This is a genomic window from Bradyrhizobium sp. UFLA06-06, from assembly GCF_054820065.1.
Genome location: NZ_JADFUD010000053.1, coordinates 1 through 24,736, shown reverse-complemented (window position 1 = coordinate 24,736; position 24,736 = coordinate 1). Strand labels below are relative to the sequence as shown.

General features: G+C 65.1%; 29 protein-coding genes and 1 tRNA gene. 14 read left to right on the top strand and 16 right to left on the bottom strand.

Annotated features, from left to right (window positions below; all coding sequences use genetic code 11):
- Nucleotides 1–240 precede the first annotated feature (240 nt).
- Nucleotides 241–1,359 (bottom strand): alpha/beta fold hydrolase, encoded by a 1,119-nt coding sequence (locus IF803_RS32170; protein WP_461194846.1) that lies wholly within the window; start codon nucleotides 1,357–1,359, stop codon nucleotides 241–243.
- A gap of 305 nt (nucleotides 1,360–1,664) precedes the next feature.
- On the opposite strand from IF803_RS32170, the gene IF803_RS32165 reads away from it, so the two are divergent.
- The 3 genes from IF803_RS32165 (at nucleotide 1,665) to IF803_RS32155 (ending at nucleotide 3,186) form a co-directional block, all read left to right on the top strand.
- Entirely contained in the window at nucleotides 1,665–2,135 is a 471-nt protein-coding gene (locus tag IF803_RS32165) for a nuclear transport factor 2 family protein (RefSeq protein ID WP_461194845.1), read from the top strand.
- A gap of 60 nt (nucleotides 2,136–2,195) precedes the next feature.
- Nucleotides 2,196–2,456: a hypothetical protein gene (locus IF803_RS32160; protein WP_016841374.1), complete on the top strand. Its 261-nt coding sequence runs from the start codon at nucleotides 2,196–2,198 to the stop codon at nucleotides 2,454–2,456.
- Nucleotides 2,457–2,751: 295 nt separating this feature from the next.
- Entirely contained in the window at nucleotides 2,752–3,186 is a 435-nt protein-coding gene (locus IF803_RS32155) for a nuclear transport factor 2 family protein (RefSeq protein WP_026193357.1), read from the top strand.
- 13 nt (nucleotides 3,187–3,199) lie between these two features.
- Here IF803_RS32155 and IF803_RS32150 read toward each other — a convergent pair whose 3' ends face one another.
- Nucleotides 3,200–3,424, bottom strand: coding sequence for a hypothetical protein (locus IF803_RS32150; protein ID WP_461194844.1), 225 nt, complete (start codon nucleotides 3,422–3,424; stop codon nucleotides 3,200–3,202).
- Here IF803_RS32150 and IF803_RS32145 point away from each other — a divergent pair.
- The 3 genes from IF803_RS32145 (at nucleotide 3,414) to IF803_RS32135 (ending at nucleotide 5,304) form a co-directional block, all read left to right on the top strand.
- On the top strand, nucleotides 3,414–4,355 hold the full coding sequence (locus tag IF803_RS32145) for a hypothetical protein (protein ID WP_461194842.1): 942 nt from the start codon (nucleotides 3,414–3,416) through the stop codon (nucleotides 4,353–4,355). The two genes, IF803_RS32150 and IF803_RS32145, sit on opposite strands and share 11 nt — an antisense overlap.
- Before the next feature lie 155 nt (nucleotides 4,356–4,510).
- The gene (locus IF803_RS32140; protein ID WP_016841371.1) at nucleotides 4,511–4,933 is read left to right on the top strand and encodes a hypothetical protein; all 423 of its coding nucleotides are present in this window, start codon (nucleotides 4,511–4,513) and stop codon (nucleotides 4,931–4,933) included.
- Nucleotides 4,934–5,163: 230 nt separating this feature from the next.
- Nucleotides 5,164–5,304, top strand: a complete 141-nt coding sequence (locus tag IF803_RS32135; protein WP_162832442.1) for a hypothetical protein — start codon at nucleotides 5,164–5,166, stop codon at nucleotides 5,302–5,304.
- A gap of 161 nt (nucleotides 5,305–5,465) precedes the next feature.
- Here the strand turns inward: IF803_RS32135 and IF803_RS32130 are convergent, their stop codons facing one another.
- From IF803_RS32130 to IF803_RS32120, 3 genes are all read right to left on the bottom strand, one after another.
- Nucleotides 5,466–5,609 (bottom strand): hypothetical protein, encoded by a 144-nt coding sequence (locus IF803_RS32130; protein ID WP_016841369.1) that lies wholly within the window; start codon nucleotides 5,607–5,609, stop codon nucleotides 5,466–5,468.
- Between the two features lie 172 nt (nucleotides 5,610–5,781).
- Nucleotides 5,782–6,264 carry a MaoC family dehydratase gene (locus tag IF803_RS32125; protein WP_461194840.1) on the bottom strand — a complete coding sequence of 161 codons (483 nt, stop codon included), beginning with the start codon at nucleotides 6,262–6,264 and terminating at the stop codon, nucleotides 5,782–5,784.
- Between the two features lie 8 nt (nucleotides 6,265–6,272).
- Nucleotides 6,273–6,731 (bottom strand): MaoC family dehydratase, encoded by a 459-nt coding sequence (locus tag IF803_RS32120; RefSeq protein WP_411782709.1) that lies wholly within the window; start codon nucleotides 6,729–6,731, stop codon nucleotides 6,273–6,275.
- 321 nt (nucleotides 6,732–7,052) lie between these two features.
- Here IF803_RS32120 and IF803_RS32115 point away from each other — a divergent pair, with 321 nt between their 5' ends.
- On the top strand, nucleotides 7,053–7,349 hold the full coding sequence (locus tag IF803_RS32115) for a DUF4282 domain-containing protein (protein ID WP_028340592.1): 297 nt from the start codon (nucleotides 7,053–7,055) through the stop codon (nucleotides 7,347–7,349).
- Nucleotides 7,350–7,501: 152 nt separating this feature from the next.
- Nucleotides 7,502–7,648 (top strand): hypothetical protein, encoded by a 147-nt coding sequence (locus IF803_RS32110; RefSeq protein WP_461194838.1) that lies wholly within the window; start codon nucleotides 7,502–7,504, stop codon nucleotides 7,646–7,648.
- A 163-nt stretch (nucleotides 7,649–7,811) separates the two neighbouring features.
- Here IF803_RS32110 and IF803_RS32105 read toward each other — a convergent pair whose 3' ends face one another.
- Complete coding sequence (locus IF803_RS32105; RefSeq protein WP_028336032.1) at nucleotides 7,812–8,492, bottom strand: ParA family protein; 681 nt, start codon at nucleotides 8,490–8,492, stop codon at nucleotides 7,812–7,814.
- 34 nt (nucleotides 8,493–8,526) lie between these two features.
- Here IF803_RS32105 and IF803_RS32100 point away from each other — a divergent pair, with 34 nt between their 5' ends.
- Nucleotides 8,527–8,661: a hypothetical protein gene (locus IF803_RS32100; protein ID WP_256521274.1), complete on the top strand. Its 135-nt coding sequence runs from the start codon at nucleotides 8,527–8,529 to the stop codon at nucleotides 8,659–8,661.
- Nucleotides 8,662–8,674: 13 nt separating this feature from the next.
- Here IF803_RS32100 and IF803_RS32095 read toward each other — a convergent pair whose 3' ends face one another.
- From IF803_RS32095 to IF803_RS32075, 5 genes are all read right to left on the bottom strand, one after another.
- On the bottom strand, nucleotides 8,675–9,007 hold the full coding sequence (locus IF803_RS32095; RefSeq protein WP_461194836.1) for a hypothetical protein: 333 nt from the start codon (nucleotides 9,005–9,007) through the stop codon (nucleotides 8,675–8,677).
- Nucleotides 9,008–9,215: 208 nt separating this feature from the next.
- The gene (locus IF803_RS32090) at nucleotides 9,216–9,536 is read right to left on the bottom strand and encodes a hypothetical protein (RefSeq protein ID WP_461194835.1); all 321 of its coding nucleotides are present in this window, start codon (nucleotides 9,534–9,536) and stop codon (nucleotides 9,216–9,218) included.
- 165 nt (nucleotides 9,537–9,701) lie between these two features.
- A tRNA-His gene (locus tag IF803_RS32085) sits at nucleotides 9,702–9,778 on the bottom strand.
- Between the two features lie 190 nt (nucleotides 9,779–9,968).
- Nucleotides 9,969–10,403 (bottom strand): phasin, encoded by a 435-nt coding sequence (locus IF803_RS32080; protein ID WP_461194834.1) that lies wholly within the window; start codon nucleotides 10,401–10,403, stop codon nucleotides 9,969–9,971.
- 272 nt (nucleotides 10,404–10,675) lie between these two features.
- A complete protein-coding gene (locus tag IF803_RS32075; protein WP_038387364.1) occupies nucleotides 10,676–11,074 on the bottom strand; it encodes a phasin family protein in 399 nt (132 codons plus the stop codon).
- Between the two features lie 355 nt (nucleotides 11,075–11,429).
- Between IF803_RS32075 and IF803_RS32070 the strand changes: the two genes are divergently transcribed.
- A complete protein-coding gene (locus tag IF803_RS32070; protein ID WP_461194832.1) occupies nucleotides 11,430–15,170 on the top strand; it encodes a histidine kinase dimerization/phospho-acceptor domain-containing protein in 3,741 nt (1,246 codons plus the stop codon).
- Between the two features lie 683 nt (nucleotides 15,171–15,853).
- Nucleotides 15,854–16,681: a metallophosphoesterase family protein gene (locus IF803_RS32065; RefSeq protein ID WP_461194831.1), complete on the top strand. Its 828-nt coding sequence runs from the start codon at nucleotides 15,854–15,856 to the stop codon at nucleotides 16,679–16,681.
- Here the strand turns inward: IF803_RS32065 and IF803_RS32060 are convergent.
- Nucleotides 16,620–17,105 (bottom strand): Crp/Fnr family transcriptional regulator, encoded by a 486-nt coding sequence (locus IF803_RS32060; protein WP_016842321.1) that lies wholly within the window; start codon nucleotides 17,103–17,105, stop codon nucleotides 16,620–16,622. The genes IF803_RS32065 and IF803_RS32060 overlap by 62 nt on opposite strands.
- Before the next feature lie 130 nt (nucleotides 17,106–17,235).
- Nucleotides 17,236–18,030, bottom strand: coding sequence for an alpha/beta fold hydrolase (locus IF803_RS32055; RefSeq protein WP_461194830.1), 795 nt, complete (start codon nucleotides 18,028–18,030; stop codon nucleotides 17,236–17,238).
- A 156-nt stretch (nucleotides 18,031–18,186) separates the two neighbouring features.
- Here IF803_RS32055 and IF803_RS32050 point away from each other — a divergent pair, with 156 nt between their 5' ends.
- The 3 genes from IF803_RS32050 to IF803_RS32040 all read left to right on the top strand — a co-directional run bounded on the left by IF803_RS32050 (nucleotide 18,187) and on the right by IF803_RS32040 (nucleotide 21,812).
- Nucleotides 18,187–18,840: a GntR family transcriptional regulator gene (locus IF803_RS32050; protein ID WP_080667160.1), complete on the top strand. Its 654-nt coding sequence runs from the start codon at nucleotides 18,187–18,189 to the stop codon at nucleotides 18,838–18,840.
- The gene (locus IF803_RS32045; RefSeq protein ID WP_461194829.1) at nucleotides 18,837–20,366 is read left to right on the top strand and encodes an aldehyde dehydrogenase; all 1,530 of its coding nucleotides are present in this window, start codon (nucleotides 18,837–18,839) and stop codon (nucleotides 20,364–20,366) included. Before IF803_RS32050 ends, IF803_RS32045 begins: the two co-directional genes overlap by 4 nt.
- Nucleotides 20,367–20,444: 78 nt before the next feature.
- Complete coding sequence (locus IF803_RS32040; protein ID WP_461194827.1) at nucleotides 20,445–21,812, top strand: MFS transporter; 1,368 nt, start codon at nucleotides 20,445–20,447, stop codon at nucleotides 21,810–21,812.
- Nucleotides 21,813–21,875: 63 nt separating this feature from the next.
- Here IF803_RS32040 and IF803_RS32035 read toward each other — a convergent pair whose 3' ends face one another.
- The 3 genes from IF803_RS32035 to IF803_RS32025 form a co-directional block, all read right to left on the bottom strand.
- Nucleotides 21,876–22,859 (bottom strand): carbon-nitrogen hydrolase family protein, encoded by a 984-nt coding sequence (locus tag IF803_RS32035; RefSeq protein ID WP_461194826.1) that lies wholly within the window; start codon nucleotides 22,857–22,859, stop codon nucleotides 21,876–21,878.
- A 13-nt stretch (nucleotides 22,860–22,872) separates the two neighbouring features.
- A complete protein-coding gene (locus tag IF803_RS32030; RefSeq protein ID WP_137478992.1) occupies nucleotides 22,873–23,400 on the bottom strand; it encodes a tautomerase family protein in 528 nt (175 codons plus the stop codon).
- Between the two features lie 102 nt (nucleotides 23,401–23,502).
- Nucleotides 23,503–24,510, bottom strand: coding sequence for a GlxA family transcriptional regulator (locus IF803_RS32025; RefSeq protein ID WP_461194824.1), 1,008 nt, complete (start codon nucleotides 24,508–24,510; stop codon nucleotides 23,503–23,505).
- Nucleotides 24,511–24,736 lie beyond the last annotated feature (226 nt).

Genomic DNA, 24,736 nt, shown 5'->3' with positions numbered 1-24,736 from the left:
AAGGCCTCATGGCCGGCGTCGGCGCCGGCTCACCGTCGCGCGGTGCGCGCTCGCATGATCTATTTGGAGACAACCAGGGCGGCGACGGCAAGCGGCATGGTGCTTCTCATACGGAACTCCTGATCGCGGATGCGTCGCCCACGCCGAACCAACCGGGCGCGCGCCGGGAGGTTTCATTAACTCGCGGATAGGCGCCGCCGCGCCCGCTTCACGTCCGCAGGACGCGATCAGTGCCGCCGATCAGTTCAATGTCTTGCCGCCGCCGGTGACGCCGTCGAGGAACAAACCGGTTTCGCGGTTGAGAAACTCGACATCCGCCGGGAAGAAACCGCCGGCCGAGGCATGGCCGGTCACGGTGCCCGGGCTGATCGTCTTGATGGTCACGCCTCCGATGTTCTGGCCCATCTGGTTCGGCTCGAATTCGGGATTGAGCAGGTCCTTGGTGCCGGTGAGGATCAGCGTCTTCGCCTTGATCGAAGCCAGCGCCTTCGCAGTGTCGCCGCCGAACCCGGCCGTGGTGCCGACATCGTGCCGGTCATAGGCCCAGCTCTGGTAGATCCAGTCGTTGGCGTCGAACAGCTTCCACAGCGCGGTCTCCTGCTCGGCCATCCAGGGCAGCACGTCGGGGCCGGACTTGAACTGCGCCGCATACATGTCAGGCGCGCGCGCCGCGAGCAGCGCGACGATATCGCGGAACAGTTTGAGCCCCTTTTCCGGCGGCGCCTCGTAATTGCCGTCCTTCCACGCCGGATCGTTCATGATCGCCTTGCGCGAGGCCTCCATCACCGCGACCGACCAGGCCGGCGTCTTCGCAAGCGGCACCATCGCAACCAGCGCGTCCATGAAGTCCGGATGGCTGACGCCCCATTGCAGCGCCTGCATGCCGCCCATCGAGGGGCCGACCACGGCGACGACATGGTCGATGCCGAGCTTCTCCTTCATCAGCCGGTACTGCGATTCCACCATGTCGCGGATCGCGAATTTCGGGAACTGCATCCGCGGCTGCACCTTCGAATTGCTCGGCGACGTGGTCAGCCCGTTGCCGATCGCATCGGTGCAGACGATGAAGTACTTGTCGGGGTCGAGCGCCTTGCCGGGGCCGATCATGAAATCGAGCCGGTGATGATTGCCCGAGATCGCGGTCACCATCAGGATGGCGTTCGACTTCTTCGCGTTCAGCGTGCCGTGGGTGACGTAGGAGATCGAGAAATCCTTGATCGCCTCGCCGCTCTCGAGCTTGAGGTCGCCTTCATTGTAGAGCTGGTGGGCAGGCTGCTGCGGCGTGTGTGCGAAGGCGGGCGGGATCGCCGGGCATGCCAGCAGCGACAGGATCGCGGCGAAGTGGGTGATGCGCTTCATTGGTCTCTCCCCATCGGGGCGGCTTTGTTTCGGCCGCCTTCCGCCGCGAAGCATACGGGCCAGCCGCGCCGCGGCAAGGCCGCGGGTGCGAAGATTTAAGTGGCGCGGGCGCGGAATAAACCGTGGCCCGCACCGCGGCGGCCGCCGTCCTCGCAACGCGCGAACCGGCGCGCCGCATGCATTTTTGTGCCACAATGCACGCACTGGTTGCCGAACCTAATCGCGTCTCGCGCGTCAAACATGTTGTTGATTGTGGAATGCTCCGGTTCACAATACCGGGCCAGAGCGAGTCGGCGGAGTCGATCATGGGCGAGGATTTGAACCGGCAGCGCGTCTTGAACTTCCTCGACGTCTACTATGCCGGCGGCATCGAGGGCGCGCTCGATCGCTGCAGCGACGACGTCGCGTTTCTCGCCAACGCCCCGATCGACATTCTTCCGCATATGGGCCAGCACCGCGGCAAGGCGGCGCTGCGCCAGATGTGGACCACGATCCACGAGCGCTATTCCGACATGCGCTACGAGGCGCCGATCGTGGTGACCCAGGGCGACAAGGTCGCCGCGCAGCTGCGCGTGTTCTTCCGCAAGCGCAACAACGCCCGCGTGGTGCAGTTCGACGTCGCGGTGTTCTATACGCTGCGCGACGGCAAGATCACCGAGATCCGCGAGATCATCGACACCTTCGACCTCGTCCAGCAGGTGCTGGAACGCGACGTCGCGGCGGCGCTGACCGGTCATGACCACATCGTGCCCGCAAATTCGCAACGCCAGCGTTGAACCTCGACGGCCCGGCGCTGACCTATGACTGGGCTTGTTGCGGTCGGGGCTGAAATCACCATGAAAGTCGCATTGCTCGCTGTGCTTGGCTTGGCGCTGGGCGCCCTTGGCGGCGCCGCCTTCGGCATCGGAGCCGGGCTTAGCTGGATCGGATTGGCCAGAACCTCGGGTATCGATAGCGGAACGCTGGTGTTTTTCACCTTCATGCCGCTCGGCGCCGCGATCGGCGGCATCGGCGGCGCGCTGCTGTTCGCGGTGGTGGCGATCCGCGACGCCGAGATCGTGATCGAGCGGCAGCCGGTGCGGCGGCGCGACCGCTGAAATGCGGTCACCGGAGCGTTTTCGAGCGAAGCGGATGCCGGTTCGCGTCAAGAAAACGCGTCAGAACCAGAATCTGGACCCCATTCCGATCCTGTCGGAACGGGATTCCAGAGGCCGGCGGTCATATTCCGGTAAAATTCCGCGCAATTGTGCATTGCAAAAAAGTCATTTGCGTTTTTGCCGTTCCGCACTATTTCAGGCCGCAATAGCGATGTGCAGCAACCTGGCAAGGCGTCGGCGCTGATCCCCTGCCATTCGTTTGCGTTTGAAAATCCAGTTTCAGGACAAGGCCAAAATGACAGAGCATAGTCTCTGGCGTTTTTCGCGCGCATTGCATCGCGCGATCAACGAACGCCAGCTTGCAGATATCGAGCCGCTGCTCGACGACGAGGTCGAATGGTCCATCTACGGGCCGATCGACCTGTTTTCCTTTTTCGGCGCGCGCCGCGGCAAGGCGGCGGTGCTCGAGGTGATCAGGCAGATCGGCGAGAACCTCAGGGTTCACCGCTTCGACCGGGAACAGATCATGCTCGGCGTGGATTCCGCAGCTTCGATGCTGCGCTATTCGCTGACGGCACTCGACTCCAACAAGCCGATCTCGCTCCGGATCGCGCATTTCGCGCAGTTCAGGGCCGGCAAGCTCACGAGCTTCCGCGTGCTGGTCGACAGTTTCGACCTGGTCGAGCAGACCGTCGGCTACCCGATCCATCTGCCGCGCATCGCGGTCTGACGGCTTTTCGGTTTCACGCCTTCGTCATGTCCGGGGCCCTTGCCCCGGCAGCGGCGGCCTGTTTTGCCAGCCCCGAACGGCCGCGCTCGGGACGCGCCGCGCGAACCCGCAGCGCGTTTGTCCCGGACATGACGATCACGCGTTGATCACTTGCTTTCAGAGCGCCGATGCCACAATTTTGCGCCACGGCAAACGCATGCTGCGGCTCTGGAATTTGCGGGCTGGGAATGACCTTCACATTACGATTTGGCTGGGCAAGGCTGCCGGTGCTGGCGGCCGGCTTCAGCCTGGCGATGGCGCTGTCGGCCGCCGCGCAAACCCCGCCATGGCAGATCGCTCCCGCCGCCCAGGATACCGCAGCCGATAACGCCGAGGCTGCGGCCGACGAGGAGCCGCCGGCGGCCAATGCCAATGACGCCGACATCCTGAAGGACATCGACGAGAGCAAGCTCGACTGGAGCCAGCTCGACACCGACTCCACCAGCCTGCCGACGCTGGCGCCAAAGCGTGCGGCGAGGCCCGCCAGCGTCGCCGGCAACGATCCATCCTGGTCGACCAACAACAACGCGAACGGCTCGTCGGCGGTGTCGGTCAAGCAGTCGATCTCGCCATTCCTCGACACCCGCATCGGCGCCGACATGACGGTCGCGAGGCAAGGCACGATGACGACGTCGGAGCAATTGTCGGAGCGGCTCGCCAATGGCGGCAGCCTGCCGCAGTCCGGCGGCTCGGCCTGGGCCGCGATCTCGACCGGCGGCGTGGCCTCGATCTGGGACAAGACCTCGGTCGAAGCGCGGGTCGATCCCTCCGCCGACCAGAGCAAGGTCGGCACCTCCCTGAGCAAGTCGGTGCCGCTGTCGGAGCAATATTCGCTGACGCTGCAGAACGGCTACAACCTCATCCAGCAGGGCGTGGTCCCGGCGCCCGGCATCATCAGCCACCCGTCGCGCAGCTACGACACCGATCAGTCGGCGAGCCTGTCCGTTAACGACACCGGCACCAGCATTACGGCAGGCCAGACCCTGTCGACCTCCGACGACAGATGGCTGCGCCGGATCGGCGCCGAGCAGAAGCTGTTCGATGGGGTCACCGTCTCCGGCTCGGTCGGCGAGACCTCCCAGGGCGCGACCAACAAGAGCATCAGCGCCGGCTACAAGCGCTCATGGTGAACGGTCTGTTAGCTCTATCGCGCTAAATGATCAGGCATTGCCGCAACTTGGCCCAGATGCGGTCAAATTCGGCGGCACTGATAGGTCCGTAACTTCATCAATTCGTCGTGCGGGGGACAAGCCGCGCTTCGCTATTGCGAATAAGGGGAAAGCCGATGAACGCCACCAACCGTACCGAGGAAGCCGAAGTCGAAACGACGTCCGAGGTCGACACCAACCTCGCTGCGGTCTCGGAAGTCGAAGCCGGCATCCGCGACTTCGTGCGCAACGATATCGCCTATCTGCGCCGGCCGGTGGCGAGCCCGGAGACCGCGCCGACCGATACCAACACCGATGCCACCGTCAGCAACGTCAACTCGCTGATCCAGCGCGTCGCCGGCACCTCGCTCGCCGAGATCGAGAAGCTGATCGGCGAGCTCGAGAGCCTGCGCGACCTGCTGCATGCCGAGGGCCAGCGCGTCCAGCGCGAGATCTCCGGCTATGCCCAGCTCAGCCAGGCCGCGATGAAGTCGACGCGCATGATCGCCGACAACGTCTCGCAGTGGAAGCGCGCGGCCGACGGCCTGCGCAACAGCTGATCCGGATCCGCCTTTTAGGATTGGCAGCCGCCGCCTCCTGGACAGGGGGGCGGCGGCTTCGCTTTGCAGCCGCGATTCAGCGCAGAACGATTCGTTATTCAGCGCGGTGTAAACTCCGCGACGTCAATTTTTGCAGAAGCCGATTTGAAAATTCGGATGCCGAGTCCGCCTCCAATTCGGAATTCGCGTTCGGACCGCGCCTTGCCGGGCATCCGTTTGGAGACGAAGTCATGCAGAGCGTCCGGCCGGATAACGCCGCCGATCCGATTCCGCTGCGCCAGCCGCAGCAGGGCATCGGCACGATCATGATCCGCTTCATCGGCATATTGGTAGCCGCGACGGTCGTGATGGTGCTGATCTGGAATCGTTAAGGCATGATCCGGAAAAGTGTGAAGTGGTTTTCCGATAAGATCATGCCTAAACAGAAGCTTGATCAGGAGAAGTGTGACGCAGCCTGCCGACAGGTCACATTGAAAAGCGCAATTGCGCGCAACCTGCGCTCCCTCGAGCGCCGGCAGTTACAGACGGTCAATCAGCGATCGATGCTCGCGGTGGTCTCGAAGGAATAATTGCCGTCGGCAAAGCCCTTCACGACCATTCCGGTGGCCAGCATCACCACAACCGTTACCGTCGCGAAGATAATGCCGACGAGTTTCAGCGCGCTGCGATCTGCCATGGTATCCCCAGTCGTTCTTGCCAGATGTCCGTGCCCTCAAACCATAAGGCAGGGACAAAGGTTCAGAATGCGTTAGCAAAAAATGAGTTCCACGCAACGCACAACTGCGTCGGCGGCAGAAGTCATCCGCTAACCATGGCGTCCGGGCAACATCAGAGGCGTGCGGGCAACATCAGGAACCGGGATTCCGCCGCGGCACGAAAGCGGTGGCGAGGAACGAGAACACCACCTCATTGCGCTGATTGATGCCGATGTTGCGGGCCTGGAGGATGCCCCATTCGGGCCGCTTCTCGGACGTGCGCTTGGTCTCGACCTGGTTGGTGAAGCTGATGGTATCGCCTGCCAGCACCGGGCGGATCCAGCGCAGCTCGCGGAAGCCCGGCGAGGGCCCCCAGACCGCGACCTCCTCGCCGCGCGCGGCGGCTTCCGCGGCGAGCCGCTTACCGTCGGCGACGAGCAGCTTCATGCAGACGCTGGCGACATGCCAGCCCGATGCGGCGAGCCCGCCGAACAGCGACTTGCGCCCCTCCTCCTCGTCGAGATGGAAGCGCTGCGGATCGAACTGGGCGGCAAAGCGCTTGATGTCCTCGGCGGTGAAGGTGAAGGAGCCGAACTCGCGCCGTGCGCCGATCTCGATATCTTCAAAAAAGCGCATGACCTCTCCTATGCGCTCTCAGCGTCGCGGCGGCTGATCATGATCGGCGCCTCCATCTCGCACAGCATCTCGCCGCGCGCGTTGCGGATCGTGCTCTTGAAGGTGACGATGCCGGTCTCGGGACGGCTCTTCGAGACGCGCGCTTCGACGACATCGACATCCAGCGTCAAATCGTCGCCCGGACGCAGCGGCGCCACCCAGCGCATCTCGTTGACCCCGGGCGCACCGAGCGAGGCGGTGCGGCCGATGAAGCCGTCGAACAGCATCCGCATCATCAGCGAGCCGAGATGCCAGCCCGAGCCCGACAGGCCGCGGAGCATGGATTTCTTCGCCGCCTCCTCGTCGAGATGCATCGGCTGCGGGTCGAATTCGGCGGCAAAGGCGAGGATTTCCTCGCGTGAAACATGGCGCGGGCCGAACGTGCCGAAGCGGCCGGGCTTGAAGTCTTCGAAGGTCAGCGTGGTCATTGGGTGAGGATATGCCGGAGGGAAGCCCGATTGTGGCCGTTATTTGCAGCAATCACAACCGGCCCACTCGCATAGCTCGCCCCTGGACCGCCGGCGCCCGGTCCGGGGCTCGCCTTTGGCGAGACCGATTGGGCTTCTGCGGTATCGATTCCTCTGGTCGCGGAGGCGCTTTGGCGTCGTCCCAAACCATTGGCCCGGCGAATAGCCTCGTCCCGATGGACGCCTGCGGCGCAGGCTTCCGCGACGAAGTGATCGCGCCGGCGGTGACGCAGTAGGATGAACGAGACGCGAATCATATTTCGGCTGGCCGGGAGAACCATGATGTTCGATTTCCAGGATCTGTTTCAGTGGGACCGCTTCATCACGCCCACGATCATCAAGACGTTCTACTGGCTGGTGATCGCGGTCATCGTGCTGTTCGGGATCTCCGGCATCCTGTGGAGCCTCACCGCGATGGCGATCAGCCCGTTCGTCGGATTCATCCAGCTGCTCGCGTCGATCGCCAGCGTCTTCGTCGGCATCGTGTTCTCGCGCATCGCCGCCGAGTTCATCCTGATCGTATTCCGGATCAACGAGCATCTCGGCGCGATCCGCGACCGGGACGGAGCAATGCACTGAGGCGAACGGCACCCAGCCGAACGCGGCCCGCCGCCCATTCCGTGGTTAATCCGAAGTAGCACCCGCGCGCAAATGCCCGCGAAATTCCGACCGGGATCTTAAATCCGCTCGCGTATCAGCCTCTGCATTGCCAAGACCAGCGCGGGGGCGTCGTGATTTCGAGGAATGGCTTTGTTGCCGTGAGGCCGGGTGCCGAGCCGGGCTTTACGACCGAGGATATTTTATGGGCTGTCGGCATCTGGTCGGTGATCCTGACCCTGGTGCCGGTGATCGCGTTCTATCTGCTGATGGTGGCTTGAGGGCTGCCGCCTAATTTGTCATTCCGGGGCTCGCGAAGCGAGAATCCGGAATCTCGAGATTCCGGGTTCGATGCTGCGCATCGCCCCGGAATGACGTCCCATCAACCGACAAAAAACGCGCGGGTGCCGCGCGTTCTTTCCATTTCGAACGTAAGCGGCGTTGTTACGCCGCTTGCTTGTGCATCGTACCGGACGCCGACGCCGTGCCGCGGATCGCCTTGATCGAGCGTTCGATCGCGGCCCACAGCCGATTGATCTCGGCGGCGGCGCGGCCTTCCGCATAATATTCGCGGGCGCCTTCGCCCTGGCCGAGCGCCATCAGAAGATCGGCGCGGTTGGTGATCTGGCCGCTCCACACCGGCGCGCGGAATTTAGCCAGCGCCTCGCGCGCGATCGCGACGATGCGGCTTTCGGCGCCGTCACGCTGCGCGGGCGCGCCGTTGATCACGACGGCATAAGGCTTGCGCATCGAGCGGCAGGTCTGGATGGTTTCCTGCACGGCGTTGACGTCGAACACGCCGGGCCGCGCCGGAATGATCACCATCGTGGCGTTCTTGATGGAGTCGTCGACCACGGCCGAGAGGTTCGGCGGCGTGTCGATGAACACCCACTCGATGCCGTCACGCTTGGCCTGGGCAATGATCCCGCTGACCGAGTTCACTGCCGTCTTGATCGCCGGCTCGTTGGTGCCGCGCAGCTTGTGCCAGAGAGTCAGCGAGCCCTGCGGATCGGCATCGATCAGCAGACAGGGCTTCGTTGCCTTGTGCACTTGCGCGGCGAGGTGAGCAGCCAGGGTACTTTTTCCCGAGCCCCCCTTACGCGAAGCGAAAACAATCACGTTCATACGTTGGCCTCCAGATTGACCCCAGGAGGCGAAAATGAATCAGCACGCTGATTCGCGAAAGAAAAAATTTCTTGCAATCCGCAAAGTGGCCAAGATTACCGGTGCGTTTTGCTTTTTGAGTCACACCGAACTTATGACGCAACCGCAAATGGAAGCGCTAAGCGTTTGATTTGACTCAGTGCCTAGCGTTTTCCGGCAGCTTTTGCGCGCTCGCGCTCGATCCACTTGCGCTCGATCCAGCCGAGCAATTGCGCGGTCGGTTTCTGCAGGAACGGAACGTCCTGCGCGAACAAAAGGAGTCCGAGCGGCAGCATCCAGAGTCCGAGCACCGGCAGGAAGCTGAAGATGCCGCCGATGATCAGGAGGATCGCGAGCGGAATCCGCACATAGCGCGACGACGGCTTGCGCAGCCACGCGACGAAGCGCGCCGGCTTTTCCGGGAGCTTGGCTTCAAACCAGGCGAAGTGCCGATCGATCTCTTGCTTGTAGTATTCGCTCACGCGTCCCCACTCCATCCGTTCCACGAGCGGAACAGATTTGGCAAACCACACAAGTCCCACAGATGATGCTGCGTGACAGCGTCACAAGGCGTCAGTCTGTCGCGCATCGCAGCCTTGAAATCGCGGTCTGACGGTCTAGCGCGTATTTTCGCGCGAAGCGCACGATTGCGCGACGACACGCGTCAAGCTGGCGACTCCTCGCCTGCGCGCGATGCGGGCCAGATCAGTGGGCCGGCTTCTTCGCCTTGTGCGATTTGGAGACCTTCCGCTTGGCAGGCCGCCGCTCCACGCGCTCGCTTGCCTCGGGCCCTGCGCGGAAGAACAACCGGCAGGCCGGTGACAGCTGCGCCTTGTTCCTGATCATGCAGGCCGTGATGCGATCGACGTCGGGAATCTCGGGGCTGCAAAGCCGGAACGCATCCGGCGTACAGGCCTGCTGCTGGTCGGGCGTGTAGGCCTCACTCCGGCCCGGCACCAGCAGCGCCGCCAGGGCGATGCCTGATATCAACGCAAACGAAAAACTCCTTGAACCGGCGGTCCCCATGCATCCCCCCAAAGGTGTCACCAAGGCGTCGTTAAGGCGTCGTTTCGGGGAGTTTGGGTGACGGGACAGAGAAGTGCAAGCGGACGCGATGACACGCCGGGCGATAAGGGCGAGCGACCTTGCGATGGTCTGATCTTGCGATGTCGCGCTGAGTGATCTTGCGGATGGTACAGTTGGGTGGGCTCGAACCACCGACCTCCTGTTCCACAGACAGGCGCTCTAACCAACTGAGCTACAACTGCATCCTGACGCGCGGCCCGCTCGAGCGGGGCGGCGATTTCGGGCGGAAACTAGGTGCAACGCCGCGCTTTGGCAAGGCCGTAACGCGCCGATTTCCGCTGTTATGTCGGGCCGCTCGACGGGCCCTTGGCCAGCAAAAAGGCCCGGACCGCTTCGGCCCGGGCCTTTCGCTGGTCTCCTAGATGGCAGCGATCAGGCGGCCGGCTTGTAGAACCTCGAGGCGCTGGCCTTGATCGGCTCGGCGGTCTCGCTGGCGACCTTCTGGCCGAGCTCGGCCAGTTCCTTGGCCTGCGCGGTGTAGGTCTCGAACTGCTTGCGGGCGTGCGACGTCCACAGCTCGACCGCTTCGGTCGGCGACTTCACGCTGAACAGCTCCTGGGCGAAGTCGAGCGAGGAGGTGGTGTTGGCCTTGAAGAATTCGATCAGCTTGGCCGAATACTCGCTGGCGCCCTTGCTCACCGAGGTGAACACGGCCTCGACCGTCGAGTTGTGGGTCTCGGCAGCGTCCTTGAACTTGGCGTAGCTGTCGCGGGCCTGCAGAACGCCCTTCTCGGCGAACGCACGCATCTGCTCGGGAACTTCAAACGGAATGATCGAGGCGGAAAACGGATCGGACGGGTTGGTCATACGTGTAATCCTTCGCAACGGGTGAGTAGATGTGACCATTGCGGACGTCCCGGAGCCCATCAGGCCGGGAGCGCTGAAATGGATCACGCTGCCTTGATTCACGGGAGTGCCCTTCGTCGGGCGCGCCTAATAAACACCCATATCATGTCAATTTTGTGCAACGCAACGTAAGATCGCGTGCGACGCCATATTTTTTATGTGGCGGAATATAAGGTTACCGCGGCCGACCGAGGCTGAACGCGCCAGGGTCGGCCGCGGCCAATGCTTCTCGATCAGTTCTTCGGCTTGACCGCGTCCATCGCGGCGCGGCTGACGGCCTGGCCCATTTCGCTGGCCTGCTCGGCGAGCGAGCGCATCTGGCCCTGCACATATTCGCTGTGCAGCCGCATGACGTCGCTGAGGTCCTTGGCCTTGAGCAGCGCCTCGGCGTAGTCCAGCGACGACTGCACGTTCTTTTCGGCATAGGACAGCGCCTTGGCCGAAAGGTCCTTGGCGCCGGCGCGCATCGTGGCGTTGCTCTCCTCAATCTTGCCGGCGGTGTCCTTGGCGTTGGTCACGAATTGCTCGAACGCCTTGCGCGCCTGATCGAAGCTCGCCTCCGCCATCGACCGCATGTCCTTGGGAATCTCGAACTTGGGGATCTCGAAATGGTCACGCCCGTTGTCGCTCATGGTCGCTCTCCCTCGCTTGCTGATCGGCCCGTCGCTTGGCCCTGCGGGCCCAGGGCAAGATAGACGGCAGAATATATCGTGGCACTGCAATCGCCGGTGTGACGCGGCGCCGCCTGGTTCCGCATCGCGCGGCTCGCAGCGACCTCTCTTTGCCCGACAACGCCGAACGGCTGTGGATCGTTCAGCCAAGTTAACGTTATCCCGGCTTTGGCGGGGGCAGTTTCGCTTGCGGACATGGACCTGCCGCCCCCCAGTTGCGATACTAACCTTCTGTTAAGGCTGTCGTCCTGCGGCTGCCGAGCCTTCGGCTGAGCTTAAGGAAGAAAGCCAAACCCATGCGGTCAAATCTTGCGTGATGAGTGACGCGGAATTCCAGATCCAGGCGCTCGGCGATGTCAGGCTGGCGAATCATGCGACGGGCGCCCTGCCGGCATGGCTGTGGGCGGCCGACGGCGCACGGATTCTCTGGGCCAATCCGATCGGCGCGCAGGTATTCGGTGCCGCCAACGGCGCCGAGCTGGCAAAGCGCAGCTTCGGCCCGGCCGAGCCGCACCGCCGCCAGATCGCGCGGCTCGGCCACGGCCTGAACGCCAATGGCGCGGTCCGGCTGGAGCGGCTGCGCGGCTTTGGCGCGGCGCCCGGCATGCTCGCGACCTGCGGCTGCACCCGGATCGACCTGCCGGACGGCAGCCACGGCATCCTGATGACCGCGCTCAATGCGACCGGCCGCGGCATGCCGCTCGCGGAACGCCTGCTGCGGCTGGTGCAGGGTTTGCCGCGTCCAGCCGCCGCCTTCACCAGCGACGGACTACTGGTCGCAACCAATGAGGCGGCGCGTGCGCTGCCCGGCCCGCACGATCTCACCGAAGCCGGTCTCGATGCCGCGCGCGGCGAGGCGCTGGCGCAGGGCCGCGCGGCGGCGAGCGTTGCGATCGGCCGCGTCGTGCTGCAGCGGATCGGCCACGGCGCCGATCGCGCGCTGGTCGCGTTGATCAAGCCGGCGCCGCATCTCGCCGCAAAGCCGGCGGCGCCGATCGTGCCTGAGCCGGTTGCGCCAGAGACGCCGGCGCCGGAAGCACAGGCGCCCACAGCACCAGCACAGCAAGAAGCCGCAGCGGCGGAGCCGCTACCCGCACCGGCCGCTGTCGAGCAAGCCGTTGCGCATGACCAGGCGCCCGCGCCAGCCAGCGCAGCACCAGCTAGTTTCACGCTGTTCGATGCGCTCGATCCGCAGCTGGAAGAACGTGTCGCGATCGCGCCGATCGTCGGTGCCGCTGAATCCGAGCCCGCGGACACAGCTCCATCGGCAGGACAAGAGGCGCCCGCAGACTCAACACCCGTCGAGACCGCCGTATTTGACACCACGCCCGACGAAACTCCCGCCATCGAGGAGTCGCTGTCGGAAGCGCTGATCGAGGCGCCCGCTGAGACGCAGGTCGAACAGCTTGTGCCGGGGCCCGCGCCTGATCTCGAAGCGACCGCAAACGCGCCGGAAACATCAGCGCCGCCGGCCGACCCCGTCCTCTCGCCTTATGCGATCGCGGATGCGCCCGCGCCGCCACCTGCCGCCGAGCCCGAGCCCGCGACATTGGCGCCGGTGCCACCGCCATCCTGGCTCGACGAGCCATTGCCGGTGCGGCGGCATCCGCTGCGCTTCATGTGGCAGATGGACCACGAGGCCCGCTTCTCGCTCGGCTCGGATGAATTCACCCGCCTGATCGGCCTGCACACCGCGGCGGGCTTCGGCCGGCTGTGGAGCGATATCGCCGAGAGTTTCGGCCTCGATCCCGAGGGCCGCGTGATGCAGGCGTTCGCCAGCCACGACACCTGGAGCGGCATCACGCTGCACTGGCCGGTCGACGGCGGCGGCCGGCTGCCGGTCGAACTGTCCGGCCTGCCGGTATTCGATCGCGCCAGGAATTTCGCCGGTTACCGCGGCTTTGGTGTGTGTCGCGACCTCGACGGGCTTGCGCGACTCGCCGCATTGCGCCGCTATGAGTTCTTCAGCGGCACGGTCGCGCCGCGGTCGCTGTCGGCCGATGTCGCGCCGGCGCCGCGCACTGCCGCGCCGCCCGGGCCCGCCGCGCCGCCGGACAATCCTCCGCCGCACGCCGAGCCGCCGCCCGACACGACCGCAGCAGCACCACCCGAGGAATTGACCGAGCCGACAGCCGCAGAGACTTCACACCGAGCCGATCCGGATCACGCCGTGGAAACGCACGAGGAAACGCACGAAGTGCGTCACGACCCGCCACCGAATGTGGTGCCGTTCCGTCCCGCCGGCGACACCCGGCCGCCGTCGCTGACGCCGGTCGAGAACAACGCCTTCAACGAGCTCGCCCGTCAATTGTCGGCGCGGCTCGAGAATGAGGCCGGCATTACCGCCACGACGAACGACGGCGTGCCGGCCGAGCCGCTCGCCGAAGCGGCGCCCGCAAGCGAACCGCCGCAGCAAGCAGAGACGGCGCCACAGGAGACGCCCGCGCAGTTGGAGCCGCCGGCGGAAACGCCAAAGGCCAGCTGGCTCGCTGCGGCGGAGCCGGCGCCGCGCGCCGACTCCCGGCGCGACCGTGCGCTGCTCGATCTGTTGCCGGTCGGCGTCCTGATCTACCGGCTCGACCGCCTGCTCTATGCCAACCACGCCTTCCTCTCACGCATGGGCCATGGCAGCCTGCACGCGCTGGAAGCCGCCGGTGGCCTCGACGCGCTCTATGTCGAGCCCGGCGTTTCGCAGGCGAGCAGCACGTCGGGCACCGGCACGCCGGTGACGATCTCCGCGAACCAGAGCACCGAGCACGGCGCGCAGTCGGTGTCCGCGGAGGCGCGGCTGCACACCATCACCTGGGACGACGATTCCGCGCTGGCGCTGATCTTCTCGCGCACGCTGGACGAGGATGCCGCGATCGCCGCCGCGCTCTCCGAACCGGAGCCGGAGCCGGCGGCTACCGCGGAGCCGCTGCTTGCGCCGGCTGAGCCGCAGGCCGGCCAGGCCGACGCCGAAGAGCTCGGCGCGATCCTCGACACCGCGGCCGAAGGCATCATCATGTTCGATGCCGAGGGCAACATCCATTCCTGCAACCGCAGCGCCGAGGCGCTGTTCGGCTATGACGGCGACGAGTTCGTCACCCGCAAGCTCGCCGACCTGTTCGCTCCGGAAAGCCAGCACGGCATCTTCGATTATCTCACCAGCCTGAAATCCGCCGGCGTCGCCAGCCTGCTCGACCATGGCCGCGAGACGCTCGGGCGCGTCCGCCAGGGCGGCATCATCCCGCTGTCGGTGACGATGGGCCGCACCCGCGCCGACGGGCCGAACTTCTTCGCCGTGTTCCGCGATCTGTCGCAGACCAGGAAGAGCGAGGGCGAATTGCGCGAGGCGCGGCGGCTCGCCGAACGCGCCGCCAACGCCAAGTCCGACATGCTGGCGCGGATCAGCCACGAGCTGCGCACGCCGCTCAACGCCATCATCGGCTTCGCCGAGGTGATGATCGGCGAGCGCTTCGGCGCGCTCGGCAACGAGCGCTATGTCGAATACATGAAGGACATCCGCGCCTCCGGCGAGCGGGTGATCGCGATCGTCAACGATTTGCTCGACCTCTCGCGGATCGAGACCGGCAAGCTCGACCTCGCCTTCGCCAGCCAGAATCTCAACGAGATGGTGGAGAGCTGCGTCGCTGTGATGCAGCCGCAGGCCAACCGCGAGCGCATCATCATCCGCACCTCGCTCGCCCACACGCTGCCGCCTGTGGTCGCCGACGCCCGCGCGCTGCGCCAGATCACGCTGAACCTGATCGGCAATTCGATCCATCTCGCCAATGCCGGCGGCCAGGTGATCGTCTCGACCGCGCTGTCGGATTTCGGCGAGGTGATGCTGCGCGTGCGCGACACCGGGCAGAGCCTCAACGACAACGAGGTCGCCGCGGCGCTCGAGCCGTTCCGCGCCCCGACGCCATCAGATCAGGCCGGCTCCGGCGGCGTCAGCCTGTCGTTGACCAAGGCGCTGGTCGAAGCCAATCGCGCCAAATTCCAGATCAGGACCGGCGGCCGCACCGGCACGCTGATCGAGGTGACCTTCGTCCACGCCACGGCAAGGGCGTGAGCGGCGGCGCGAGCATGCAGCGCGTGTGCTGTCTCGCGCTCCCGTAAGGGACGCACCGGCGGAAGGGCTCCCTCCCCCCTTGCGGGCAGGGCAATCGCATATGACCCTTCGGCGGCTGCGGAGGTAACTCGGCCTCGTGGTTCGAGACGCGCCGCAAGCGGCGCTCCTCACCATGAGGGTCTACGATTTTGCCGCAAAACAAGATCCTCATCCTGAGGAGCCCGCCGAAGGTGGGCGTCTCGAAGGACGGCCGCGAGGACGCTGCCCGACAGATTTCTTTCCATATGCGATAGCCCTGCTTGCGGGGGAGGGTTGGGGAGAGGGGTACCATACGAGGTGCTCTCTCCATTTGCAGAACGGCGCGGCCGACACTGTGAGACCGACACTCATCGCAAGAATCTCGCCCGGGGCCACCCCTCTCCCCACCCTCTCCCGCAAGGGGAGAGGGAGCCTGACAGGCGTGCTCACCTCACTTGCCTGAGCGGCGCACAACCGCGCAAAATTCAAGTCGCTTCGAAATTCGCGCTCCACCGCCGCGCCAGCAGGACCAACTACTCGCCGGGCACTGCGAACATCTGTCGCGTCGGACCCGCGCAGCGCGGCATAGATCTTGCTGCGATTTGGCTTGTTTGAATTCATTGCCATGCGACCCCGCCCGTTTTCCGGGCATTCGGATTTCACCGATGCGCTGTCTTGTCGTCGCCGATCTGCATTACTCGTTGCCGCAGTTCGACTGGCTGCTGGCGGCGGCACCGCAATTCGATCTCGTGATCTTCGCCGGCGATGCGCTCAATCTCGGCTCGGCGGTCGATTTCCGCGCCCAGATCGTCGTCGTCACGAAATACCTGTCACGGCTCGCCGATCTTACGCGGGTGATCTTCTGCTCGGGCAATCACGACCTCGACGAGCGCAACCCGGAGGGTGAGAAGATCGCGCGCTGGGTCGCGGGCATCAGGGAGTTCGGCGTCGCCTGCGACGGCGACAATCTGGCCATCGGCGACACGCTGTTCACGGTGTGCCCGTGGTGGGACGGCCCGCTGGTCAAGGCGCGGATCGACGAGCAGCTTCGCGCCGCAGCCGCGGTGCCGCACAAGCGCTGGGTCTGGGTCCATCACGCCCCGCCGGCGGATTCGCCGACCAGCTGGGGCGGCAAGCGCTTCTTCGGCGACGCCGAGCTGCTCGGCTGGATCGGGCGCCACCATCCGGCGCTGGTGATCTCGGGCCATGTGCATCAGTCGCCGTTCATCCAGAGCGGCTCGTGGTTCGACCGGATCGGAGCGACCTGGGTGTTCAACACCGGCCTGCAGCCCGGTCGGCCCCCGGTCTACATCGTGCTCGATCTCGCGCAGGACAAGGCGTTCTGGCTCGCCGCCGGCGATGCGCAGATGATCGATCTCAAGGCGCCGCTGTCGCGGCCGGCAGCGCCGCTGCGCGATGCGCCGGACTGGCTCATATCCTTGGATCGGATTGCCGATCCGAGCCTGGCGCGACCTGCATCGGCGGCAGGTTGATCATGCTCTGCAGCACCTCGCCGACCATCGCCAGATGGGTGCCGTGATCGGCATATTGGTGCATCAGATCGGCGAGATAGGTCGTGGCGACATGAAGCCGTTGCGCCAGCAGCTGCGCGATCAGCAGCGCCACCGCCGGCTGCTGGCGCAGGAACGACGCCGCGTCGTCGAACTCGTACAGCACGCAATCGGACGCCGTGCGCACCTTGGCGCTGTGCGCCCGGTCGAGCAGCACACTCATCTCGCCGAACACCGCGCCGGGCTCGTCGATGACCGCCACCAGGCTGTCGCCCTTGACGACTTCCACCTTGCCCTCGAGCAGCACGAACAGGTGCCCGGTCTTGCCGCCCTCCTCGATGAAATCCGTGCCGGCCGGCAAGCTGCGCCTGCGACCGCCGGTGCAGTGATCAAGGATCGCTCGCATGTTTCATCTCCGTCTCCGGTCAGACTAGGCAGAGATGCTGTCGCGTCAAACGGCATTAGCTGGGCGTTCTGCCCAAATTGTCGGCACGCCACCGCGTGACCCGCGGCGCGATCCAGCCGTATGCACTGCCTCAGGCGGGGGCGTTATGCTTGACCGCCAGGAAATCGCCGATCGTATCGAGGAACAGTTTTGGCGATTGCAGTTGCGGGACATGCGCACACCCCGGAACGACCCTGAGCTTCGCTCTCGGCAAACCGCCTGCCAATTCGTATGACATCGGCGGCGGCGTTGCCTCGTCATATTCGCCGACCACGACGAGCGTCGGTATGGTCACGCTGCGTAGTTCGGCACGAAGATCGAGGCTCGCCAGCGCATCGCAGGCCGCGCAGAACACGTTGAGATCGGTGCGCAGGAATGCATCGCGGCGATCCTGCATCAGCGCGGGATGCTGCGCCTGGAAATCCGGTGCGAACAGCCGGCGCATTGCAATGTCGGTGATCGCGGCGAGCCCCTTCTCGCGTGAAACCCTGGCCATGTTGCGAAACGCCTCGCGGCCCGGCTCGGAGAACGCCGCGCCGCTGTCGGCGAGGATCAGCCGGCTCGCGATCGCCGGGTGGCGGATCGCCATCTGCAGCGCGACGAATCCGCCATAACCATTGCCGAGCACGATGGCCGGCGTGCCATCAGCCGCATCATGCACCGCATCCGCCATCCGGTCGGCAATCGCGGCAAGGCCACCCTCAACCGCGCTCGACCGACCGAAACCCGGCAGTTCCGGCACGATGGTCCGAAACGACCGGGCAAGCTCCGGCACGATCGCATCGAAGCTCGCGCGATCCGACAGCAGCGAGTGAAACAGGACCAACGGCGGCCCCTCGCCCGACTGGGCTGCGTTGACTGTGCGGTTGGCCAAAAGCCTGTCCATCGTCGCTCTCTTTCAAATCGCGCCCGAAATTCGCGCATTTGGGCTCCGAAGCGCCCCTGCGGACGATTGATAAATCAAATCACCCGGATTTCAAGGATTTTAGCTTGACGTGATATTTCACAAAATGCATTTTAATGGGAAGGAGACCCCAATTAGATGATCCTTCTCCGCGAAAATATCTACGAAAACCTGCGATCTGATATTTTATCATGTCAGTTTGCTCCCGGTGATGAAATACGAGAGCAGGATCTGGCCGAGCGTTACGCCGTCAGCCGCCAGCCGGTCCGGGACGCCCTGCTGCGGCTCGAGCGCGAGCACCTCGTGACGGTGCAGCCCCGCCAGGGTTACCGGGTCAATCCGATCTCGCTGTCCGACGCGCGCGATCTGCTGCGCTTCCGCCTTGCGCTCGAGCCGGCCTGCGTCGCCGAAGCAATCGAGAGCGCGCCCGACAGCATCCTGAAATCACTCGATGAATTCCGCCGCTTCTCCGGCAGCCATGAGGACTTCATCACCTACAATCGCGGCTTCCACTCGGCGCTGGCGCACGCATCGGGCAACCGCCGCATGGCGACCACGCTCTGCGACCTGATCGGCCAGGCCGACCGGCTGGTGCGCGTCAGCGTCTCCAATCTGAAGGGCCACGACCCGGCGAAGCTCGTGGCCGAGCATGTCGCATTGATCGACGCCATGCAGCAGCGCGAGGCACGCACCGCGGCCCGCATCATCAAGGCTCACATCGCGGCGACCGAAAAGCGCGTGCTGCCGGCACTCAAGCGCAACGCCGTCATCGTCGAAGAGAGGTCATCATGAACATTCCGTCGAAGCCCGCGACGATCGACGTCGAGATCCACGGCAACTTCATCGACGGACGCGAGGTCGAGGCCGGAGACGGCGAGATGCTCGACGTGCGCAATCCCGCGACCGGCGACGTCATCGCCCGGATTCCGAATTCGACCGCCGCGGATATCGACCGTGCGATGAAGAGCGCACGCGCTGCATTCGAAGGCAAGGCGTGGGGCAGGATGGACACGAGGGCGCGCGCCCGGCTCGTCAACAGGCTCGCCGACGCGTTCGAGGCCAATCTTGACACGCTGTACCGGCTGGAGACGTTGAACAACGGCCGTCCCGTCAACGAAACCCGCGCGCAGCTGTCGCGCCTGCCGGATTTCTTCCGCTACTTCGCCGGACTCGCACTGTCGCGCCGTGATTCCGTCATTCCGGTCGAAGGCGCGTATCTGAACTACACCCTGCGCACGCCGATCGGAATCGTCGCCAACTGCACGCCCTTCAATCACCCGCTCATGATCCTGTGCAAGTCGCTTGCCGTCGTACTGGCGACCGGGTGCGTCACCGTGGTCAAGCCATCGGAATACACGCCGCTGACGACCCTGAAGCTCGCCCAGATCTTCAGCGAGGCCGGACTGCCTCCCGGCGTCTTCAACATCGTGCTTGGCCTCGGCCAGAGCGCCGGCAAGATGCTCGCCGAGCATGGCGACATCAACAAGCTTGTGCTGACCGGCGGGACCGAAGCCGGCCGCATCGCGGGCAGCGCCGCGGCGAAGGTGTTCGCGCACCAGACCATGGAGCTCGGCGGCAAGACGCCGGTGATGATATTCGACGATTTCGACGTCGACCGCGCCGTCAACTATGCCGCGTTCGGCGCCTTCATCGGCGCCGGCCAAACCTGCGTTTGCGCGTCGCGCCATATCGTGCAGGCCTCGATCTACGACGAGTTCGTCGAAAAGCTGCAGGCCAAGACCCGCACCATCCGCATTGGCGACCCCTTCGATCCGAACACACAGCTTGGGCCGGTGATCTCGGCACGCCAGCGCGACCGCGTTCTCAGCTATGCGCGCTACGGTCATGAAGACGGCGCGCGGCTGCTCACCGGCGGCGTGGCTGCAAAGGTCGCAGGCCACGACAACGGCTATTTCGTCGAACCGACCGTGTTCGCCGACGTCAAATCCGACATGCGGATCTTCCAGGAGGAGGTGTTCGGTCCCTTCACCTCGGTGACCCCCTTCAAGGACGAGGCCGACGCGCTCCGGCTCGCCAACGACTCGCCCTTTGGCCTCGCCGCCGCCATTCGCACCCGCGACGTCGCGCGCGCCCATCGCGTCGCCGCCGCGGTCAAGGCCGGGATCGTCTGGATCAACGATCACCACCGGCTCGATCCGGCTTCGCCCTGGGGCGGCGTCGACGATTCCGGCATCGGCCGGGAATGCGGCACCGAGAGCTTCGACGATCATTTCAACACCAAGAGCGTAATGGTCGCGACCCACGAACAGCCGTTCGATTGGTACCGCGACACGGCCAGCCAGCGCCGCTTGAATTAGCCGCAGTCAAGCAAAGCGGCAAACCGCCCACAGATGGCGGGCCGCATCACCGAGGAAACAGTCAAGGGGAGAGCGCATATGTCGACATCGGTCAATGCCGGGAGCCGCCTCGATCGGCTACCGATCGGACCATTCCATCGCCGGATCATGATCCTGATCGGGATCGGAATGTTCTTCGACGGTTTCGACATCTATATCGCCGGCACTGTGCTCGGCGTGACGCTGAAAACCGGGTTCTCGACGCTCGCCCAAAACGCCGCGTTCATCTCCGCAACCTTCGTCGGCATGATGCTCGGATCGTTCGGCACCGGCTTCCTCGGCGACCGTTACGGACGACGTTTCACCTACCAGTTCAATTTGCTGCTGTTCGGTATCGCGTCCCTGGCGGCGGCGTTTGCGCCAAACATGGCCTTTCTGATTGCCTGCCGTTTCGTGATGGGCGTCGGTCTCGGCGCCGAAAATGTCGTCGGCTATTCGACGATGACCGAGTTCGTGCCGGCCCGGAGCCGCGGCAAGTGGCTCGGCTTCACCGCCGTCTGCGTCGTGACCGGCCTGCCCATCGCGCTGCTGGTCGCATCGGTCGTCGTCCCGCAATTCGGCTGGCGCGCGATGTTCGTGCTGGGCGGCGTCGGCGCCTTGATCGTCTGGTACCTGCGCAAGTCGCTGCCGGAGTCGCCGCGCTGGCTGGAGGCGGTGGGACGCACCGCCGAGGCCGAGGCGCTGATGCAGGCGATCGAGAAGGAAGCTTCCCAGGGGCAGCCCTTGCCGGCGCCCGCGGCTGCAACGCCGGCACCGGTTTCGCCCGATCTCGCCACGCTGTTCACAGCGCCGCTGCTGTCCCGCATGATCGTCGGCGCGGTATGCCTGATTACCATCAATACGTTGCTCTACGGCTTCGTGACCTGGCTGCCGGTGTTCTTCATCAAGCAGGGCCTCTCCGTCGCGACCTCGTTCGGCTACTCGCTGTTGATGGCGCTTGGCGCGCCGATCGGCTCGGCGATCGGCGCCCTGACCGCGGACCGCTGGGGCCGCAAGCCCACGATCATCGGCGCGTCGCTGATCTCGATCATGCTCGGCGTCATCTATCCGATGATCTCAGATCCGTTGCTGCTGCCGGCCGTCGGCTTCGCACTGACCGTGCCGATCTATGTCCTGGTCGCGCTGTTGTTCGGCATCTATATTCCCGAACTGTTCCCGACCGAGGTACGGCTGCGGGCATCCGGCATAGTCAACACACTCGGTCGAGGTGCCACCATCGTGACACCATTCCTGGTCGTGATGCTGTTCGAAGCGCGCGGCGTCGCCGGCGTGATGGCCCTGATGATCGGACTGCTCATCGTGCAGATCATCACCGTATGGGCGCTCGGTATCGAGCCGCGGCACCGCAGCCTCGAGGAGCTCAAGGGCGAGGACTCACCATCCGCAATCCCGCAGGAAGCTTCGTGACACGCAGCGAGCTTTCTTCGCTACAAGCAGCTTTGACGGCGCGGGATACCCGCGCCGTTCGCGTCACTCCCACATCTCCGGCGTGACACGCCCGGCGAAGCCGCAGTCGATGACCCGCTCCTGTGGATTGCGATCGACGATCAACCGCAGCAGGTCGGGGCGCGAATAATGACCGCCGATATCGCACAGCGCCTTGGCGGCGAGCACGGCCTCCCGCGATCCGTCCGCGATCAGGATGGTCTCGCCCTGCGCCGGACCTGCGATGACCTCGCCGCGCGGATCGATGATGACGCTGTCACCGCTGTACTCGATCGTCGAGAGCTCGCGGTAGCGTTCCGGTGTCGCTTCGTGCGAGCGCATGCCGCCGACGGCGATGACGTAGCAGGCCGCCTGCGAGGCGAACGCTCGCGACAACAACAACTGCCGCGGCCAGAGCGGCGTCGGCGACGGCGGTGCCACCGCAGGCTCCCGCCCCGGCCACGCCGCGACGTGGATCTGCGTCCCCTGCGCCGCCAGCGCATAGCCGGGCAGCATGGTGTTGTGCTCCCAGCAATTGAGGCCGCTGATCCGGCCATAGGGCCGCTCATGCACGCGCAGCCCCGCCGCGTCGCCGTCGGCCCACACCGAGCGCTCGTTGAAGGTGGGCTTCAGCTTGCGATAGCGGCCGAGCAGCCGTCCTTCGCGGCCGATGAACAGCAGTGTGCAGTAGACCGTGCCCTTGGTCACGGCATCACGTTCGGCGACGCCGATCACGACATCCAGTCCGGCGGCCTCGGCGGCGGCGCAGAGCCGATCGGTCGCGGGCGAGGGAATCTCGACCGCGTTGTCGAGATATTCGGCCATCGCGCGAAACGTGCTCGGCCCGGTCGGCGCGTGACAGAAGAAAGGATAGCCGGGCAGCCAGGTCTCGCCGAAGGCGGCGATCGTCGCTCCCATGGCGCCGGCCTCGCCGATCAGGCGGCAGGCCTTCTCCACCGAGGCGTCGCGATCGAATGGCACAGCGGCGGCCTGGACCGCCGCGAGCCTGAAATGCGTGTCAGATGTCATGGCTGCGCCCGCGTCAGTCGACGCCCTTGCGGGCCGCGTCGAGCGCGCCCGCAAGCAACTCCAGCGCCTTGACGCGCCGCCGTCGCGCCAGACGCGCCTCGCCGACCTTGCGCTCGTGCTCGCCGGCGATGAAGGCCTGGATGTCCGGCAGCGGACGAATGACACCACGGCTGCCCCACTGGCCGTCGGGGATCTCGGTCGGAAACACCCAGACCTGCGGTGCCACATCCTCGAACGAACCGCCGGCGGCGCGTACCACCGCATCGGTCACGTCCTTCACCAGCGCCGCGCGCGAGGCTTCGGTGTACTGGCCTTCCGGCACGGTCGGGACAATCCGGTAACGCGGCGATGGCGATGGCTGGCCCGCGACATAAACGGCGGCCGGCCGATGCAGGAAGACAACGGTGACGCCTTGCGCGACCTTGTTTGCCGGATCGAACCCCTCGTGACCGATCAGGATATCACCGAGCTCCTTGATGAGCCGCGCTTCCGCTTCCGGCTTCAGGGCTCCTTCGGGAATTGTCACGTCGATCATCGGCATTGAGAGACCTCCTGTTGTTGACAGCACGAGGTCTATGCGCGGCGTGCTCCAGGCGGCAGTGGCAGTATCGCCATTTTGGGGGCAAATTCGGACACGGCGTTCTCAGCTCGCGGCGGCCCTGCGCACGAACCGACGCTGGTATTCGCGTGGCGAGAGCCCGGTTTCGCGCTTGAACAGCCGGCGGAAGGTCGACAGATCGCCGTAGCCGACGCGCGCGCTGACCGCGTCGAGCTTCAGCCGCGTGGTTTCGATCAGGCGCTTGGCCACATCGACACGCAACGCTTGCAGATATTGCAGGGGTGCCTCGCCGACCGCCAGCTTGAAGCGGCGGTTCAGGGTGCGCTCGCTGACCGAAAGGTCGCGGGCCAACCTGGCCAGACTGAAGCCCTGTTGCAGCGACTTCTCCATCATGCTCTGCGCCCGCGCCACCAGCGCGTCGGAGTGCTGCGTGTCACGCGCGCGGCTGGCATAGGGTGCCTGCGAGACGCGATTGCTGTCGATCAGCATCAGCTTGCCGGTCTCAGCGGCCACGTCGGCGCCGGCGAATTTCTCGACCAGCCGAAGCGCGAGATTGAGCGAGGTGGTCACCGCGCCCGAGCAGACAATGCGGTTCTGCTCGGTGAGGATCTCGGCGACGCGCAGATCCACCGCCGGATAGCGCATCGCGAATGTCCGCCCCTTGGCCCAATGGGTGGTGGCAACCCTGCCGTCGAGCAGGCCGGCCTCGGCGAGGATGAAGCTGCCGGTGCAATAGGAGGCGAGCAAAGTGCCGCGCTCATGCTGACGCCGCAGCGCCGCGAGCAGCGGCTCGACGGTATCGAGCCGCGCAAAGAACCTTTCGATATCGCCGACGAACGGTCCCGGGATCACCACCGCGTCTGCCGAAGACCGCGCGCCGATCGGTCCGTCGACGCCGACGATCTGGCCGGACGCCGTCTGGACCGGCCGGCCACTCAAGGACTCGACGCGCCACCGCAGCTGGGACGGCTTGCCGTTGTGACGCTGGGGCCGCCGCGCCGTCACCGAATTGGCGGCGGTGAACACGTCGACAATCCCCGCCACACCCGAAGCGAGGATGCCGTCATAGACCCAGATCCGGATGAGTGGCATGGCGTGTCCGATCTTGCACAATATGGTGCAATTCTGCCATTGCATGGGCGACCGGACAAGCCGGCGCTGTCGGCGCGCCGAATGTGACGCGCTGCGTGACTGCCGGACGGGCAACTCGGCACAAACCTGTCAACTCGGACAAACCATGTCGCAAGAATGCGGGCGTATGACTCACAAACCGTGCCGCACACTCACTGTCGTCCCGGCCTAGTGCGCTATTGCGCAC

Excerpts from the sequence above, each read along its gene's own strand:
- IF803_RS32170 (WP_461194846.1), bottom strand. The coding sequence starts at position 1,359 with ATGAAGCGCATCACCCACTTCGCCGCGATCCTGTCGCTGCTGGCATGC.
- IF803_RS32165 (WP_461194845.1), top strand. The coding sequence starts at position 1,665 with ATGGGCGAGGATTTGAACCGGCAGCGCGTCTTGAACTTCCTCGACGTC.
- IF803_RS32160 (WP_016841374.1), top strand. The coding sequence starts at position 2,196 with ATGAAAGTCGCATTGCTCGCTGTGCTTGGCTTGGCGCTGGGCGCCCTT.
- IF803_RS32155 (WP_026193357.1), top strand. The coding sequence starts at position 2,752 with ATGACAGAGCATAGTCTCTGGCGTTTTTCGCGCGCATTGCATCGCGCG.
- IF803_RS32145 (WP_461194842.1), top strand. The coding sequence starts at position 3,414 with ATGACCTTCACATTACGATTTGGCTGGGCAAGGCTGCCGGTGCTGGCG.
- IF803_RS32140 (WP_016841371.1), top strand. The coding sequence starts at position 4,511 with ATGAACGCCACCAACCGTACCGAGGAAGCCGAAGTCGAAACGACGTCC.
- IF803_RS32135 (WP_162832442.1), top strand. The coding sequence starts at position 5,164 with ATGCAGAGCGTCCGGCCGGATAACGCCGCCGATCCGATTCCGCTGCGC.
- IF803_RS32130 (WP_016841369.1), bottom strand. The coding sequence starts at position 5,609 with ATGGCAGATCGCAGCGCGCTGAAACTCGTCGGCATTATCTTCGCGACG.
- IF803_RS32125 (WP_461194840.1), bottom strand. The coding sequence starts at position 6,264 with ATGCGCTTTTTTGAAGATATCGAGATCGGCGCACGGCGCGAGTTCGGC.
- IF803_RS32120 (WP_411782709.1), bottom strand. The coding sequence starts at position 6,731 with ATGACCACGCTGACCTTCGAAGACTTCAAGCCCGGCCGCTTCGGCACG.
- IF803_RS32115 (WP_028340592.1), top strand. The coding sequence starts at position 7,053 with ATGTTCGATTTCCAGGATCTGTTTCAGTGGGACCGCTTCATCACGCCC.
- IF803_RS32105 (WP_028336032.1), bottom strand. The coding sequence starts at position 8,492 with ATGAACGTGATTGTTTTCGCTTCGCGTAAGGGGGGCTCGGGAAAAAGT.
- IF803_RS32100 (WP_256521274.1), top strand. The coding sequence starts at position 8,527 with ATGAATCAGCACGCTGATTCGCGAAAGAAAAAATTTCTTGCAATCCGC.
- IF803_RS32095 (WP_461194836.1), bottom strand. The coding sequence starts at position 9,007 with ATGGAGTGGGGACGCGTGAGCGAATACTACAAGCAAGAGATCGATCGG.
- IF803_RS32090 (WP_461194835.1), bottom strand. The coding sequence starts at position 9,536 with ATGGGGACCGCCGGTTCAAGGAGTTTTTCGTTTGCGTTGATATCAGGC.
- IF803_RS32080 (WP_461194834.1), bottom strand. The coding sequence starts at position 10,403 with ATGACCAACCCGTCCGATCCGTTTTCCGCCTCGATCATTCCGTTTGAA.
- IF803_RS32075 (WP_038387364.1), bottom strand. The coding sequence starts at position 11,074 with ATGAGCGACAACGGGCGTGACCATTTCGAGATCCCCAAGTTCGAGATT.
- IF803_RS32070 (WP_461194832.1), top strand. The coding sequence starts at position 11,430 with ATGAGTGACGCGGAATTCCAGATCCAGGCGCTCGGCGATGTCAGGCTG.
- IF803_RS32065 (WP_461194831.1), top strand. The coding sequence starts at position 15,854 with ATGCGCTGTCTTGTCGTCGCCGATCTGCATTACTCGTTGCCGCAGTTC.
- IF803_RS32060 (WP_016842321.1), bottom strand. The coding sequence starts at position 17,105 with ATGCGAGCGATCCTTGATCACTGCACCGGCGGTCGCAGGCGCAGCTTG.
- IF803_RS32055 (WP_461194830.1), bottom strand. The coding sequence starts at position 18,030 with ATGGACAGGCTTTTGGCCAACCGCACAGTCAACGCAGCCCAGTCGGGC.
- IF803_RS32050 (WP_080667160.1), top strand. The coding sequence starts at position 18,187 with ATGATCCTTCTCCGCGAAAATATCTACGAAAACCTGCGATCTGATATT.
- IF803_RS32045 (WP_461194829.1), top strand. The coding sequence starts at position 18,837 with ATGAACATTCCGTCGAAGCCCGCGACGATCGACGTCGAGATCCACGGC.
- IF803_RS32040 (WP_461194827.1), top strand. The coding sequence starts at position 20,445 with ATGTCGACATCGGTCAATGCCGGGAGCCGCCTCGATCGGCTACCGATC.
- IF803_RS32035 (WP_461194826.1), bottom strand. The coding sequence starts at position 22,859 with ATGACATCTGACACGCATTTCAGGCTCGCGGCGGTCCAGGCCGCCGCT.
- IF803_RS32030 (WP_137478992.1), bottom strand. The coding sequence starts at position 23,400 with ATGCCGATGATCGACGTGACAATTCCCGAAGGAGCCCTGAAGCCGGAA.
- IF803_RS32025 (WP_461194824.1), bottom strand. The coding sequence starts at position 24,510 with ATGCCACTCATCCGGATCTGGGTCTATGACGGCATCCTCGCTTCGGGT.